The 15394-nt window shown below is 71.6% G+C and carries 13 protein-coding genes; 10 read left to right on the forward strand and 3 right to left on the reverse strand.

Annotated elements, in window-relative coordinates:
• Nucleotides 1-124 precede the first annotated feature (124 nt).
• From ACWF62_RS06420 to arcA, 3 genes are all read left to right on the forward strand, one after another.
• Nucleotides 125-1318 carry a sensor histidine kinase gene (locus ACWF62_RS06420; RefSeq protein ID WP_378505636.1) on the forward strand — a complete coding sequence of 398 codons (1194 nt, stop codon included), beginning with the start codon at nt 125-127 and terminating at the stop codon, nt 1316-1318.
• Entirely contained in the window at nt 1315-1938 is a 624-nt protein-coding gene (locus ACWF62_RS06425) for a response regulator (protein WP_378505637.1), read from the forward strand. The genes ACWF62_RS06420 and ACWF62_RS06425 overlap by 4 nt, the downstream gene beginning before the upstream one ends.
• A gap of 80 nt (nt 1939-2018) precedes the next feature.
• Nucleotides 2019-3224: an arginine deiminase gene (gene arcA / locus ACWF62_RS06430; RefSeq protein ID WP_378505638.1), complete on the forward strand. Its 1206-nt coding sequence runs from the start codon at nt 2019-2021 to the stop codon at nt 3222-3224.
• A gap of 47 nt (nt 3225-3271) precedes the next feature.
• On the opposite strand, the gene arsC is transcribed toward arcA, so the two are convergent.
• Nucleotides 3272-3646 (reverse strand): arsenate reductase (glutaredoxin), encoded by a 375-nt coding sequence (gene arsC / locus ACWF62_RS06435; RefSeq protein WP_452629660.1) that lies wholly within the window; start codon nt 3644-3646, stop codon nt 3272-3274.
• Between the two features lie 67 nt (nt 3647-3713).
• Between arsC and ACWF62_RS06440 the strand changes: the two genes are divergently transcribed.
• The 5 genes from ACWF62_RS06440 (at nt 3714) to ACWF62_RS06460 (ending at nt 7208) form a co-directional block, all read left to right on the forward strand.
• Nucleotides 3714-4151 carry a nuclear transport factor 2 family protein gene (locus ACWF62_RS06440; RefSeq protein ID WP_452629661.1) on the forward strand — a complete coding sequence of 146 codons (438 nt, stop codon included), beginning with the start codon at nt 3714-3716 and terminating at the stop codon, nt 4149-4151.
• Nucleotides 4152-4187: 36 nt separating this feature from the next.
• Nucleotides 4188-4547, forward strand: a complete 360-nt coding sequence (locus ACWF62_RS06445; RefSeq protein ID WP_378505641.1) for a GntR family transcriptional regulator — start codon at nt 4188-4190, stop codon at nt 4545-4547.
• Nucleotides 4548-4587: 40 nt separating this feature from the next.
• Entirely contained in the window at nt 4588-4980 is a 393-nt protein-coding gene (locus ACWF62_RS06450; protein ID WP_452629662.1) for a DUF2784 domain-containing protein, read from the forward strand.
• Between the two features lie 64 nt (nt 4981-5044).
• A complete protein-coding gene (locus ACWF62_RS06455) occupies nt 5045-5476 on the forward strand; it encodes a DoxX family protein (RefSeq protein WP_378505643.1) in 432 nt (143 codons plus the stop codon).
• A gap of 67 nt (nt 5477-5543) precedes the next feature.
• Nucleotides 5544-7208 carry a BCCT family transporter gene (locus ACWF62_RS06460; protein ID WP_452629663.1) on the forward strand — a complete coding sequence of 555 codons (1665 nt, stop codon included), beginning with the start codon at nt 5544-5546 and terminating at the stop codon, nt 7206-7208.
• 4 nt (nt 7209-7212) lie between these two features.
• Here the strand turns inward: ACWF62_RS06460 and ACWF62_RS06465 are convergent, their stop codons facing one another.
• Complete coding sequence (locus ACWF62_RS06465) at nt 7213-8772, reverse strand: dolichyl-phosphate-mannose--protein mannosyltransferase (protein ID WP_452629665.1); 1560 nt, start codon at nt 8770-8772, stop codon at nt 7213-7215.
• A gap of 23 nt (nt 8773-8795) precedes the next feature.
• Here ACWF62_RS06465 and rsmI point away from each other — a divergent pair, with 23 nt between their 5' ends.
• Both rsmI and ACWF62_RS06475 read left to right on the forward strand, forming a co-directional pair.
• Nucleotides 8796-9626 (forward strand): 16S rRNA (cytidine(1402)-2'-O)-methyltransferase, encoded by an 831-nt coding sequence (gene rsmI, locus ACWF62_RS06470; protein ID WP_452629666.1) that lies wholly within the window; start codon nt 8796-8798, stop codon nt 9624-9626.
• Nucleotides 9627-10025: 399 nt separating this feature from the next.
• On the forward strand, nt 10026-14078 hold the full coding sequence (locus ACWF62_RS06475; RefSeq protein ID WP_452629667.1) for an NACHT and WD repeat domain-containing protein: 4053 nt from the start codon (nt 10026-10028) through the stop codon (nt 14076-14078).
• Here ACWF62_RS06475 and ACWF62_RS06480 read toward each other — a convergent pair.
• Nucleotides 14036-15349 (reverse strand): aminodeoxychorismate synthase component I, encoded by a 1314-nt coding sequence (locus ACWF62_RS06480; protein WP_452629668.1) that lies wholly within the window; start codon nt 15347-15349, stop codon nt 14036-14038. The genes ACWF62_RS06475 and ACWF62_RS06480 overlap by 43 nt on opposite strands.
• Nucleotides 15350-15394 lie beyond the last annotated feature (45 nt).

Raw genomic sequence — 15394 nt, forward strand, 5'->3', positions numbered from 1 at the left:
TCCAGCCTCGCCCGGGAACGGGTGCGCTCGCATCGCGCGACGGTTGGGTGTGGTGGTCAATCGAAAGTTGGAATGACTGCGCCGCGGCAGGTCGACGGCCGCCGGCGGTGTTAGCGTGGACGAAATGCAGCTCCCTCACGACCGCGGCCCGATGCCGGTGTTGCGGGTGATGACCCTCGGCGCCCACGTGCTGTTCGTGCTGCTGCTCGCGGTCGGCGTGGCCCGCGCCCTGACCGGTGACGCGAACCCCGCCGCTGCGGTCGCCCTCGCCGCGCTCCTATTCGGCTGGTACCTCGCAGGCGTCTGGTTCGCGGGGCGGTCCGCCGCCACCGGCCGCCCCGGATACGGTCGGCTGTGGCTCGGCGTCCTCGTCCTCGGCTGGCTGGGACTCTCCGCGCTCGACGGCAACTTCGTCTGGGTGGCGTTTCCGCTGTTCTTCCTGTGCTTCCACCTGCTGTCCACCGCGGCGGCGCTGGCGTCCACGGTCGCGATCACCGCCGTCGCGGTCGCCGCGACGCTGTGGCACGGCACCTCGAACACGGTCGCCTCGATCCTCGGGCCGGTCTTCGGTGCCGCGGCCGCCGCCGGGATGGCGGTGGTCTACCAGCAGCTCGTCCAAGACGCCCAGCAGCGCCGCCGACTCTACGACGAACTCGCCCGCTCCCATCACGAATTACTCAGCGCCCAAGACGAACTCGCCCTGGTGCAGCGGGAAGCCGGGGCGGTCGCCGAGCGTGAGCGGCTGGCCCGCGACATCCACGACACCCTCGCCCAGGGATTCTCGTCGATCGTGCTGCTGGCCAGGGCCGGGGAACGGGCGTCCGATCCGGTCGCGGCGCTCGCCCGAATCGCCGACACCGCGCAGGACAACCTCGCCGAGGCGCGCCGGGTGGTGGGGGCGCTGACGCCGTCCGCCCTCGAGGACGCCTCGCTGGCCTCCGCGCTCGGCAGGCTCGTCGGCCAACTGCGCGACCACACCGGAATCGACGCGGGCCTCGTCGTCGACGGAGAACAGGCAGGACTGCCGATGGAATACGACGTCGCGCTGCTGCGCGTTGCGCAGAGCGCGCTGGCCAACGTCCGGTTGCACTCCCGGGCACAGCAGGTGCGGGTGACCATCGCCTACACCCCCGACGAGGTGCGTCTCGACATCGTCGACGATGGGGTCGGGTTCGACCCGGACGCGGCGCCAGCGCCGACCTCGTTCGGCCTGCGCGCGATGCGGGAACGACTCGACTCGCTCGGCGGATCACTCGTCGTCGAGTCCGCCGTCGGGGACGGAACGGCCCTTGCCGCGACGCTTCCGGTGCCATCATGACCCTGAGAATCGTGCTGGTCGACGACCACCCGGTCGTCCGGGCGGGGCTGCGTGCCCTGATCGGATCGCACGACGGGCTCGACGTCGTCGGGGAGGCGTCCTCGGGGGAGGACGCGCTCGACCTGGTCCGCGCGCAGCGACCCGACGTCGTGCTGATGGACCTGCGGCTCGGCGAGGGCATGGACGGCGCGCAGGCGACCGCGGCGATCGTCGCGGAACCGGGTCCGCCGCGTGTCGTGGTGCTCACCACCTACGACACCGACACCGACATCCTGCGGGCCGTGGAGGCAGGCGCGTCGGGCTACCTGCTCAAGGACAGCGACCCGCAGGTGCTCGTCGATGCGATCCGGTCCGCGGCACGCGGCGACACCGTCCTCAACCCCGCTGTGGCACAACGGCTCTACCGGAGGATTCGCGACCCGCGGGTGGACCTGAGCAGTCGGGAGACGGAGATCCTCGCCCTCGTCGCCAGGGGCCTCTCCAACCGGGCCATCGCCAAGGACCTGTTCGTCACCGAGGCCACCGTGAAATCGCATCTGGTGCACGTCTTCTCGAAACTGGAAGTGGACAGCCGCACCGCGGCCGTCGCGGTGGCGAGGGAACGTGGGCTGATCAGCTGAGCCCCCGCCGCGCTACGCCCTGCGCGGCTTGCCGCGGTATGCCCTGCGCGGCCCGCCGCGGTCGGTACTACTGTCGGATCATGAACGAGAGCCAGCCCCCGCGGGTCGATTCGGAGGTGGGGCGGCTGCGCACCGTGCTGCTTCACCGGCCGGGAGACGAGCTCAAACGGCTGACACCGCGCAACAGCGACCAGCTTCTCTTTGACGGGCTGCCATGGGTGGACCGGGCCAAGGACGAGCACGACGCGTTCGCCGACCTGCTGCGCTCGCGTGGGGTGGACGTGTTGCTGCTCTCGGAGGTGTTGACCGAGACGCTGACCGTCAGTGGCGCCGCACGCATCCAGGGCATCGCGGCGGCAGTCGACCCGAGACGACTCGGACACACACTGGCGCAGGAGCTTTCGGGGTACCTGCGGACCGTCGCGCCGGACACCCTCGCGACGGTGCTGACCGCGGGGATGACCTTCGACGAGTTGCCGATCGGTCCGGGCGGGCCGTCGCTGGTGCGGCGGATGCATCACGGCGGCGACTTCGTCATCGAGCCGCTGCCGAACCTGCTGTTCACCCGCGACTCGTCGTTCTGGATCGGGGACCGGGTCGCGATCACCTCGCTGGCCCTCCCCGCCCGGGTGCGGGAGGCGTCGCTGACCGACCTGATCTACGCACACCATCCGCGGTTCCTGGGGGTGCGCCGCGCCTACGAGTCGCACACCGCGCCCGTCGAGGGCGGTGACGTGCTGCTGCTCGCTCCGGGGGTGGTCGCGGTCGGGGTGGGGGAGCGGACCACCCCGGCAGGCGCGGAAGCACTGGCGCGCAGCGTCTTCGAGGATGGGCTCGCGCACACGGTCCTGGTGGTGCCGATCGAGCAGCGGCGCGCGTCGATGCACCTCGACACGGTGTGCACGATGGTCGACGTCGACGCCGTCGTGATGTATCCGGCGGTCGCGCACACCCTCTCCGCGTTCACCCTGCGCAGTGAGGAGACCGGGGTGTCCATTCGAGGTGCGGAACCGTTCCTGGACGCCGCCGCCGCCGCGATGGGCATCGACAAGCTCCGCGTGATCGACACCGGCCTCGACCACGTCACCGCCGAACGGGAGCAGTGGGACGACGGGAACAACACGCTCGCGCTCGCGCCGGGCGTCGTCGTCGCCTACGAGCGCAACGTGGAGACGAACGCGCGGCTCGAGGCGTCGGGCATCGAGGTCCTGCGCATCGCAGGCTCCGAACTCGGGTCCGGCCGCGGCGGACCCCGGTGCATGTCCTGCCCGATCAGCCGCGACTAGCCTCGATGTTTCGTCTGCTCACCAGGTGAGCAGACGAAACATCGAGGCTAGAGGATGGTGGTGACCTTCTCGACCGGCCGGGCGAGGACCGTCCCGCGGTCGGTGACGACCAGGGGTCGCTCGATCAGGATCGGATTTTCCACCATCGCGTCGAGCAGTTCGTCCTCGCTCGCGTCGGCCAGTCCGAGGTCCTTGTAGATGGCCTCCTTCCTCCGGATCGCCTCGCTCGGCTTGAGGCCCGCGTCGTCGAGGATCTTGCGCAGCCCGTCCCGGGACGGCGGCGTCTCCAGGTACTTGACGACGGTCGGCGTGATGCCCGCCTCCTCGATCAGCGCGAGCACCTTGCGGGAGGTGCTGCAGCGCTGGTTGTGGTAGATCGTCGCGGTGTGCGCCGGAGTGCTGCCTGCGGAAGTCGTTGCCATGCCCCATAGTGTGCCCGCATCACCGAAATCGCGGACGGCGGCGGCCCGGGTGGGGTTCCATGACCCGATGGACTCCGCGTACCTGCACCTCTGGATCGAGGCCACCGACCTGCTGACCCGGTACGCCCGCGCCGTCGACGCCAGGGACTGGGACCTGTACCGCACGGTGTTCGTCGCGGATGCCCGGATCGACTACAGCACCTCGGGCGGGCCTGCCGGCGATCGGGAGGCGGTGATCGAGCAACTCGAGCCGATGCTCGCGCTGTTCACCCGCACCCAGCACTACGTCACCAACATGGATATTCGCGGCTTCGACCCGGATGGTGGCACGGCGTCGGTCAGCGCGATGTTCTACAACCCGCTGATCGTTGCGCCGGGCAAGCAGTTCTTCTGCGGCGGCTGGTACCACCACGAGTTGGTGCGCACGCCGGACGGCTGGCGCAGCGTCCGGCTCGTGGAGGAGGCGGCGTGGTTCGATCGCGCCGAGGAGGCGTTCTCCGGGTAGCCCGCGCGGGCGGCGTCCACGGGCTAGCCTCGCGAGATGCGCATCGACATCGATCCGGCTGCGGCGACCGCCCCGTTCGAACAGGTGAAGTTGCAGATCCTCGAGCAGGTGCGGGACGGCGGGCTGATCGCGGGCACGAAGCTGCCGACGGTGCGGGCGCTGGCGGAGCAGTTGGGGCTGGCCGCGAACACGGTCGCCAAGGCGTATCGGGAACTCGAGGCGATGGGTGCGATCGAGACCCGCGGGCGGCTCGGGTCGTTCGTCGCGGCGACCGGCGACGCGTCGCGGGGTGTCGCGGCCCGCGCGGCAACCGAGTACGTGGCAACCGTCCGGAGCCTCGGGTTGTCCGACGGCGTTGCCCGATCCCTGGTTGAGGCCGCGATCCGCGGCGCGTGAGGGCCTACGCTCGGAGGAGGGCGCGCCAACGGAGGTGGCCATGGTCTACCGCGTCGTCGAGGTGCTCGCGATGGTCGGACACTTCGCGTTCCTCGGGTATCTGGTGTTCGGGGGCTTCCTGGCGTGGCGCTGGCCGCGGACGATCGCGGTGCACGGGGCCGCCGTGGTGTGGGGCGCCGGGTCCGTGCTGGTCGGGTACGACTGTCCGCTGACCGCGGTGCAGAACTGGGCGCGGGTTGCGGCGGGCGGGTCGCCGTTGCCGTCGTCCGGCTTCATCGCGCACTACATCACCGGTGTGCTCTACCCGGTCGACGCCGAGAACCTGGTTCGGCTGCTCGTCGTCGCTGTGGTGCTGCTCTCGTGGATCGGGTATCCGCGTCAGGCCCGAGCATCGGCCCACCGCCACCCCCGGATGGTTGACGCTTCAACCTAAGCGTGTCACAGTGAATGAGTTCCCGAGGCGGGAACCCGCGCCGCACACCGAAAAGGACCGCGACATGAAATCCAGCGCACTCCGCGACATTGCCCTGCTCATCGCCCGCGTCGGCATCGGCGTGATCTTCGTCGCCCACGGCTGGCAGAAGTTCTTCACCTATGGGATCAGCGGGGTGCAGTCGTCGTTCGAGCAGATGGGGGCGCCGGTGCACAACGTGTCCGCGGTCATCGCCGCGACGGTCGAACTCGTCGGCGGGTTCGCCCTGATCGCCGGAATCGCCACCCCGATCGCCGGCCTCCTGCTGTTCCTCGACATGGTCGGCGCGTTCTTCATCGCGCACGTCGACAAGGGCATCTTCGTGTCCGAGGGTGGCTACGAACTGGTCCTCGCGCTCGGCGTCGCCTCGCTGCTGATCGCCGCAACCGGAGCGGGCCGGTTCAGCGTCGACGCCCTGATCGGGGGACGCGGAGGCGCACGGACCGTCACCGCGTAGCGCGCCGGGGACGCGCCGCCCGTCGCCGAAGTTTGCTTTTGCCCGGCAGGGCACGCAACGTTAGGGCATGGTGGGGAGAACCGAACTGTTCGAGGATGACGCCTCCGAGCGCCCGGCCGCTGGCCCGCCCGCCGCGTCGGGCGGCGGGGCGCCGCGCACCGACCGCGTCGTGTTCGGTGTCGCCGCTGCCGCCGCCGCCGTCATCCTGATCTGGGGACTCGTCGACCCCGATGGGCTCGCCTCGGTCACCGGGACGGTCCTCGACTGGCTGGTCACGAACATCGGATGGCTGTTCATCCTCGCCGCGAGCGGGTTCGTGCTGTTCGCCCTGTGGCTCGCGATCAGCAGATACGGCCGGATCCCGCTCGGCAAGGACGGCGAGAAGCCCGAGTTCAGCACCGTCAGCTGGATCGCGATGATGTTCAGCGCGGGGATGGGCATCGGGCTGATGTTCTTCGGCGTCGCCGAGCCGCTCGCGCACTTCGTCACGCCCCCACCCGGCACCGAGGGGCAGAGCCGGGTCGGAACGGCGATGGCGACCACGATGTTCCACTGGAGCCTGCACCCGTGGTCGACCTACGCGGTCGTCGGCCTCGCCCTCGCATACGGCACCTATCGGCGCGGCCGCAAGCAGCTGTTCAGCTCGGCCTTTGTCGCGCTCCTCGGCCGCCGCGCGGAGGGGCCGATCGGCAAGGTCATCGACATCCTCGCCATCTTCGCGACGATGTTCGGCACCGCCGCGTCCCTCGGTCTTGGGGCACTGCAGATCGGCTCGGGTCTCGAGGTGGTCGGCTGGTTGGAGAAGGCGGGGGTGCTGCTGCTGGTCTCGATCGTCGCGATCCTGACGCTGGCGTTCGTCGCGTCCGCCGTGTCCGGGGTGTCGCGCGGAATCCAATGGCTGTCGAACACCAACATGGTGCTGGCCCTCGCCCTTGCCGTGTTCGTCTTCGTCCTCGGGCCGACCGTGCTGATCCTGAACCTGATCCCCACCACGATCGGCGCCTACGCGAGCCAGCTCGCCGAGATGTCCGCCCGCACCGCGGCGTCGAGCAACCCCGCCACCGCCGAATGGCTCTCGTCGTGGACGATCTTCTACTGGGCGTGGTGGATCTCCTGGACCCCGTTCGTCGGGATGTTCCTGGCCCGGATCAGCCGCGGCCGCACGATCCGGGAGTTCGTCGTCGGTGTGATCGTGGTCCCCAGCGTCGTCAGCCTGCTGTGGTTCAGCGTGATGGGCGGTGCCGGGATCGGTGAGCAGCGCGACGGCATCGAGCTCGCGACCCGCGGCACGTCCGAGTCGCAGCTGTTCGGGATGCTCGAACACCTGCCCCTGTTCGGGGTGTCGACGGTGCTGGTGATGATCCTGGTCGCGATCTTCTTCGTCTCCGGAGCGGACGCCGCCTCGATGGTGATGGGGACCCTCTCACAGCGCGGGAACCTGGCACCGAGCCGCTGGGTGGTGGTGTTCTGGGGCATGCTCACCGGCGGTGTCGCGGCGTTGATGCTCTGGACCGGTGGCGAGGACGCCCTCGACGGCCTGCAGACCATGACGATCATCGCGGCCGCCCCGTTCGTGGTCGTGATGATCGGGCTGTGCGTGTCGCTGTACCGGGACCTGCGGCACGACCCGATGATCCTGCGGCCGCATCAGCGGCGGAAGCTGCCCCTGCACGGCCAGCTGCCGCACCGGCACCGCCGGGCCGGCGACACCGGGTCGGCGACACCCCGCTGACGGGTCAGCGCCAGCTCGGCAGCCACAGCTGCTGCTGCCACGTCTCCGGGGTGATCGGCAGGGCAGTCAGGATCGGCCAGAGCCAGACGAAGTTCGCCACCACCAGCCCCAGGTACAGGGCCACCGCGAGCAGGCCGACGCCGCGCCGTTCGGCCGCCTCCCGCGCGGACCCGATCACCTCGCCGCACACCAACGCCAGACCCATCACCAGGAACGGCGCCAGCGCGACCGCGTAGAAGAAGTACATCTGCCGGTCCATCGTCACGAACCAGGGCAGCAGCCCGGCGCCGTAGCCGACGAGGACCGCCGCGTACCGCCAGTCCCGTCCGACCACCGTGCGCCACAGCGCCCACCCGAGCATCGGCAGCGCCAGCCACCACATCGCTGGCGTGCCGATCAGCATCACCGCCTTAACGCAGCTCTCCGCGCCGCAGCCGGACACCTGGTCGCCCTCGGCGAAGTAGTACAGCATCGGCCGCAGGCCCATCGGCCACGTCCACGGCTTCGACTCCCACGGGTGGTGGTTGCCTGCGGAGTTCGTCAGGCCGGAATGGAACTCGAGCACGTTGCCGCTGTAGTACCACAGCGACCGCAGCGCGGAGGGCACGAAGGAGAAGGTGCCGCCGTACCCGAGCTGGTCGCCGACCGCATGCCGGTCCACCCCCGTCTCGGACGTGAACCACGCCCAGTAGGACGCCAGGTACACCCCGATCGGCACGAGGACCAGTGCATACAGGCCGGGCCCGATGTCGCGCACCGCGGCGCCAACCCACGGTCGCCGCACCCCGTGGTAGCGCCGGGCCGCGACGTCAAACGCCACGCACATCAGCCCGAAGAACGCGATGAAGTAGATCCCGGACCACTTCGTTCCGCACGCCAGACCGAGCAGGACGCCCGCCCCGAACCGCCACCACCGCACCCCGAGCCGCGGGCCGAACTCGGAGTGCGCGATCCGGCCCTCCGCGAATACCACCGCCATCCGGCCCCGCACCTGGTCGCGGTCGACGATCAGGCACCCGAACGCGGCGACGACGAACACCGCCATGAAGATGTCGAGCATCCCGATCCGGGACGAGACGAACGTGACACCGTCCGCGATCAGCAGGATGCCCGCGATCGCGCCGACCAGCGTGGACCGCGTCATCCGCCGCACGATGCGGATCACCAGCAGGACCAGCACGGTGCCAGCGACCGCCGCGGCGAAGCGCCAGCCCCAGCCGTTGTAGCCGAAGATCGCCTCGCCGAGCGCGATCAGCTGCTTCCCGACCGGGGGGTGCACCACCAGCCCGTAGCCGGGGTTGTCCTCCAGTCCGCCGCCGGTGAGCGCCTGCCAGCCCTGCGGCGCGTAGTGCTTCTCGTCGAAGACCGGGGTCCCCGCATCCGTCGGATAGCCGAGCATCGTGAAGCGGGTGATCGCGGCGACCGCGGTCAGGAACAGGGTGACCACCCAGCCGCGCAGCCGGTCGGTCGGACCCGGATCGGGGACGGGCGCCGCGGGACCCGGGCCGACCAGGACGGGGTGGTCGACGCGGGGCGTCGAACGCGCGTCGGTCAACTGGGTCACCGGACGATCGTAGGCTGTCGGGCATGAACGGTTGTCTGGTCCTCGCTGCCACGCCGATGGGAGAGGTGCGTGACGCCTCGGAGCGGCTGCGCGACGCCCTCGCGACCGCGGATGTGGTCGCCGCCGAGGACACCCGCCGCACCCGGCACCTCGCGTCGGCGTTGGGGGTGACGATCACCGGGAAGGTCGTCAGCTTCTACGACCAGGTGGAGACGACCCGACTGCCCGCGCTCGTCGAGGACGTCGCGGCGGGGCGGACGGTGCTGCTGGTCACCGACGCGGGCATGCCGTCGGTCAGCGACCCCGGCTACCGGCTCGTTGCGGCGTGCGTGGCGCGGGACCTGCCGGTCACCTGCCTGCCCGGCCCGTCCGCGGTGACGACCGCGCTGGCGTTGTCGGGGCTGCCGGTCGAGCGGTTCTGTTTCGACGGGTTCCCGCCGAGGAAGCAGGGGCCGCGCCGGTCCTGGCTGGAGACCCTGCGCGCCGAATCCCGGGCCTGCGTGTTCTTCGAGGCGCCGCACCGGCTCGCGGACTGCCTCGCCGACGCCGTCGAGGTGCTCGGTGGGCAGCGTCGGGCCGCGGTGTGCCGGGAACTGACGAAGACCTACGAGGAGGTGCGCCGCGGCACCCTCGCCGAGCTCGCGGCGTGGGCGGTCGAGGGAGCGCGGGGGGAGATCACGGTCGTGCTGGAGGGGGCAACCCCGGTCGCGGCCCGGCCGGAGGATCTCGTCGGCGACGTCGAGCGGCTCGTCGCGGATGGTGCGCGACTGAAGGACGCATGCGCGGTGGTCGCCACGAACGGTGTGTCGAAGCGGGAGATCTACGAGGCGGTGCTCGCTGCGCGCAAGGACTGACGCGGCCGGTCGGGCGTCGGCGCTCAGCTCGGCATGCCCGCGAGCACCACGATCAGCCCCACCGATGCGGCGATGACGAGCGCGGCCGCCAGTGTCGGCGGGACCATCGCGGCGATCTTGACGGCGATTCGGCTCATGGTCGACTCCTAGGGTTCTGCGTGTTCGGCGTGCCCAGGTGCAGCGTGCCCGGCGGGAACTACCCCTCGAGAATCGTCAGTCCCCGCCGGTGCCGCTACGTGGTGCAGGACCCCACCTGCACCGGACACCACTGTGCCGCCCCGACCGCACCCGACCAATTGGTCTGCCCGAGGATTCCGGTATTCTCCCTGTTCACACGCTATGAGGAACTATTCCGCAGCGGATTTTCCGCGGGTGGGAACCGGAAGGTGGACGGACCGGATGTCGGAAGGGCCCGATGCCAGGCTGCATTTTGCCGACCAGTTGCGGCTGCTGTTCGCGACCGCTGGCGGACCGCCGCTCAAGACCGTCGTCTCGGAGGCGGGTGCGCTCGGTCGGGCCATCGGCGCGGACAAGCAGGTGTCGATCCAACGGCTGAGCGACTGGCGCTCCGGCAAACGGGTGCCCGCGAGTTTCGACGCGGTGCGACCGGTCCTCGTCGTCCTGATCCGGACCGCGCAGTCGATGCACGGCAACCCCCCGACCCCCGGCCTGTACTCCCTCAAACAGTGGCAGTCGTGGTGGCAGGGCGCCCGCGACGGCGGCGCCGCGACCCGCAACCGGGCCGAGTCGGACCGGGCCGACGCCACGCCACCGCTGGCCGGGGTGCGCCCGTATCGCGGTCTCGAGCCCTATCGGGCGGAGGATGCCCGGCTGTTCTTCGGCCGGACCGAGAGCCTGCAGCGGCTGATCGACGTGGTGACCGCCGCCCAGGGGCGGGGCATGACGATCGTCACCGGCGCGTCCGGGGTCGGGAAGTCCTCCCTCGTGCAGGCCGGCCTCATTCCCGCGCTGCTCGGCGAAGCGTCGGGGAGCCCCGATGACGGCACCGCCGCGGGCGTCGCGATCGTCCTCACCCCGGGACCCGACCCGCTCGGGGCGCTCACCGCCGCGGTGCCCGAGCTCGGTGCCCTGCCGCCCGCCGCGGACGCGGCCGCGGTCCGGCTCGCGATGCGGTCCGCCGCGGACCGGCTTGGGGGCGCCCAGCTGGTGATCGTCGTCGACCAGATCGAGGAACTGTTCACCCAGTGCCGCGACCCCCGGGCCAGGGATCCGTTTCTGCGGCTGCTGGACCTGGCCGCGTTCTCGCTCGGCCCCGACGAGACGGCCGACGCGGCCCCCCTGATCATCGCGACGATGCGGTCCGACTTCTACGCGCGGGCACTGACCCATCCGGTGCTCGCGGACGCGCTCGAACGCCGCAGCCGGGCGGTGTCGCCGCTGTCGCGGGCCGACATGGTGGAGGTCATCACCCGGCCTGCGCAGCTGATCGGGCTGAAGCTCGAGGCCGGGCTGGTGGACCTGATTCTGCACGACCTCGGGGTGCTGACGTCCACCGACGGCGGTGGCACCGTGCTGCCGCTGCTCTCGCACCTGCTCGATTCGATGTGGGAGCGGCGGCGCGGCGGACAGCTCACCGTCGCCGCGTACCGGGCGACGGGCGGGGTCCGCGGGTCGGTCGCGGCCACCGCGGAACGCACCTGGGAGGGCCTCGACGAGCGCGAACGCCTGCTGGCCAGGGCGATCATGGTGCACCTGGTGTACGTGACGCAGACCGGGGCCGACGTCAAGATCCGGCGGACGCTGCCGCAGCTGCTTGCGTTCGCAGGCGGGGCCGCGGACCCGGCCAGGCAGGTCGTGGACCGGTTCATCGGGGCCCGGGTGCTCGTCGCGGACGCGGACAGCGTCGAACTGATCCACGACGCGGTGATCGATGCCTGGCCGCGGCTCAAGACCTGGATCCAGGAGGACCGGTCGTACTCGGCGGTGCGCCAGCAGATCGAGGAGGACGCCTCCCGGTGGGAGGAGTCCGATCGCGACAGCAGCCTCCTCTACCAGCGGGGCAGGCTGGACATCGTCCGCGAATACGATGCGCCGCGGATCGCGGCGGAAGGCTATCCGGACCCCGGTCGTGACGGTGACCGGGTCCCCGCCACCCTGACCCCGGTCGCCACCGAGTTCCTGTCCACGTCGACGCGGAACGTGCGGCGCAGCACCTGGATCGCGCGGACGGTGATGGCTGCGCTGGTGCTGTCGACGGTGGTGGCCCTTGTCGCGGTGTCGATGGCGTGGTCGGCGAAGAACCGCGCCGAGTCGGAGCGCAGCGCGGCCCAGTTCCGTCAGGTGGTGGCCCTGGCAGACTCGCTGCGCAGCACCGACCCGACCACCGCGGCGCGGCTCTCGCTCGCCGCCTGGCAGATGCGCCCGGGCAGCGACACCGCCTACTCGCGGCTGATCGCGAGCGAATCGACGCCGATCGGGCGGGCGCTCGACGGTCACACCGGGCCCGTGTACGGCGTCGCGATCTCCCCGGACGGGTCGATGATGGCGTCCGCCAGCGACGACCGGACGGTGCGGCTGTGGGACATGCGGGACCCCGCGGCCCCGCACCCCGTCGGCGTGCTGCTGACCGGATCCGAGAAGTACATCGCGTCGGTGTCCTTCGCGCCGACGGGGCGGGTGCTGGCCGCGGGCGCCGGGGACGGCACCGTGTCCGCGTGGGATGTCACCGACCCGGCCGCACCCCGACCGCTCCTCGAGGGGGCGCGCGCCGGGACGAAGGCGGTGCACAACATCCGGTTCAGCCCGGACGGGCGCACCCTGGCTGCACCCAACGACGACGGCACCGTCACCCTGTTCGATACCTCGACCGTGCTGACCTCGCCGCCCGCGCCGGGACCGTATCCGGCGACGACGCTGGCCGCCCACCCGGCGGGCGTGCGGACCATCGCGTTCCGCGCGGACTCGGCGGTGATGGCGACGTCCAGCGACGACCGCAGCGTCAGGTTGTGGGACATGAGCAACCGGTCGGCGCCGACGCCGCTGCCGCCGGTGCAGGCGGACTTCGGGGACGTGGTGCATTCGGTGGCGTTCGCGCCGGACGGGCGCACCCTCGCCGCCAGCAGCGACGACGGGGTCATCCGGTTGTTCGACACCACCGACGTGCGCGCCGTCCGGGAGGTCGGTGCCCCGGTGCATGCGCACACCGGGGCGATCTGGACGATCGCCTTCGCCGCGGACGGTGCGACGCTGGTCAGCGCGTCCTGGGACGGGACCGTCAAGCGGTGGGCGGTCGCGACCGGTCGCGGCACGATGAGCGAGGTGAAGCCGGCCCTGACCGGCAACGGGGGCGGGGTGCCCGCGCTGGCGGTGTCGCCGGATGGGTCGACCGTCGTGACCGGCGGGCAGGACTCGAACCTGCGGGTGTGGACACTGCCCCGCTCCGCGCTGTCGGTGTCGGAGGCGGCGTTGACGCTGCCGTCGATCAGCAGGGATGGGTCGCTGATGGCGACCGGCGGCTACGACTCGGTGGTCCGGATGTGGCGGGTCGACGGGGACGGTCGTGCCGGGGTGGTCGGGTCGGTGCACCTGCCGCGGCCGTTCGGCGGGGCCCACATGGTTGCACTGTCGCCGGACGGGACGCTGATGGCGACCGCGCCGACGACCGGCGGTCAGGTGCAGGTCTGGGACGTCGCCGACCCCGCCCGGCCCCGCCCGCTCGGCGAACCGATCACGATCCGGACGAGGTTCACCTGGGAGTTGGCGTTCAGCCCGGACAACCGGACGCTGGCCACCGGCGACGACGACACCAGCGTGCAGCTGTGGAATCTCACCGATCCGGCGCACCCGATTCCGTGGGGCGACCGGCTCGACGGCCCAAGCAACCTCGTGCGCACCGCGGCGTTCAGCCCGGACGGGTCCACCCTGGTTGCCGCCGACGCCGATGGGGGGGTGTTCGCGTGGCTGGTCGACGATCCGGCCCGGCCGGTGCCGCAGCACGTCGACGACGGCGGCGGCGGGGCGGGGATCAACGCGGTGTCGTTCGCGCCCGACGGGTCGGCGATGGCGACCGGAAGCGACGACCAGACGGTGGTGATGTGGGACCGCGCGGAGGACGGTTCGCTGACGGTGCGGCAGCCCGCGCTGCGCGGGCACAGCGGCACCGTCTACTCGGTGTCGTTCGGTTCGGACGGCAGGCACGTGGTGTCGGGCAGCGATGACGGCACCGTTCGACTGTGGGACGTCGCGGACCGCGATCACATGCGCGAGGTGGGCGGACCGATCGCCACGGACGGGTCGGGTCGATGGCAGGTCGCCTTCCTGCCGGGGTCGGACACGGTGGTGGCCGCGGACGGCGACGGCGTGCTGCGGGCGTGGCGGCTGGATGTCGCCGCGATCATCGACCGGATCTGCGCGTCGTCGTCGCCGCTGACGGCGGACCAGGAGACCGACTACGAGCTGTCCAGGTCGGCGCGGGGGGAGTGCTCCGGATAGCGCGGGATCCCGGCAGGCCGGAGGGTCACGATGCTGGACGCCTTGTCGAGGCATTCCTGCCACTCCGCGTCGGGGTCGGAGTCGATCGTGATGCCGCCGCCGACCCCGAGTTCCGCGCGGCCGTCGGGGGCGAACTCGACCGTCCGGATCGCGACGTTCAGTTCGGTGCCCGCCAGCGGGGACGCGAACCCGACGGTGCCGCAGTACAGTCCGCGCGGGTACGGCTCCCACGCGGAGAGTAGCTGTCGGGCACGGTGTTTCGGGCATCCCGTCACCGACGCGGGCGGGAAGGCGGCGTCGAACAGGTCGGCCGTCGTTGTGCCGGACGGGACGGTGGCGGCGACCGTGGATACCAGGTGCCACACGCCGGGCGCGGGGTGCACGCCGAGCAGGTCGGTGACGGTGACCGTGCCGGGGACGGCGAGGTGGCCCAGGTCGTTGCGCACCAGGTCCACGATCATCACGTTCTCGGCGACGTCCTTGACCGACGCGCGCAGCCGCCGCGGGTCGCTGTCGATCGGGAGCGTCCCCTTGATCGGGCTCGACGTCACCCGGTCGCCGTTCCTGGCGAGGAACAGTTCCGGCGACAGCGACGCGGCGGCCCCCCACGACCCCTGGAGGTAGGCGGCCCGCGCCGGGCGGGTCGCCTCGGTCGCGTCGGCGAAGAAGTCCAGGGACTCGCCGTCGATCGTGCCGGTGTACCTGGCGCACACGCATGCCTGGTACACCTCGCCCGCGGCGATCGCATCGAGGCACGCGAGCACCCCGGAGCGGTGTGCGTCCCGGTCGGGTGCCGTCCAGTCGAGATGCCAGGGCCGCGGCCGGCTTCGCGGTCGGGTGACGGCGGTCGACCATGCCGGTGGGCAGGGGCGGCCGGTGAGCGACTCGTACCACCAGCAGCCGTCCGCGTCGAGCCGCAGGACGCAGTCCGTCCAGCCCCCGGCGGCCTCCGGCAGGGCGGCGGTCCGGCCGCTGTCGGGCGCGTCGGGGTAGCCGCGGTACCCGATCCATCCGCCGCCGATCAGCGGGGTGTCGCCGCGCCCGGCGGTCGTCGGCGTGGTGATCGGCGCGGCGGGGGGACGCGTCAGCGCGAACGCCCGCCGCGGCGCGACCGGCCGGGTCGTGACACTCGGGACCAGCACCGCCCCGGACCCGAACCAGTCGCCGATCAGCGCGGCCGGCCCGGGCGCGCCCGTCGCGGCGGCCTGCGACGCGAGCGCCCGCAGCACCGCCGCCGGTTCCCCGCCGGTGCCCAACCGTTCGATCCGCATGCGGAAAGGGTGTCACGAGGGTTCCCGACCCCGACACACCGGCAG

It is taken from the genome of Rhodococcus sp. NPDC054953, from assembly GCF_053609225.1.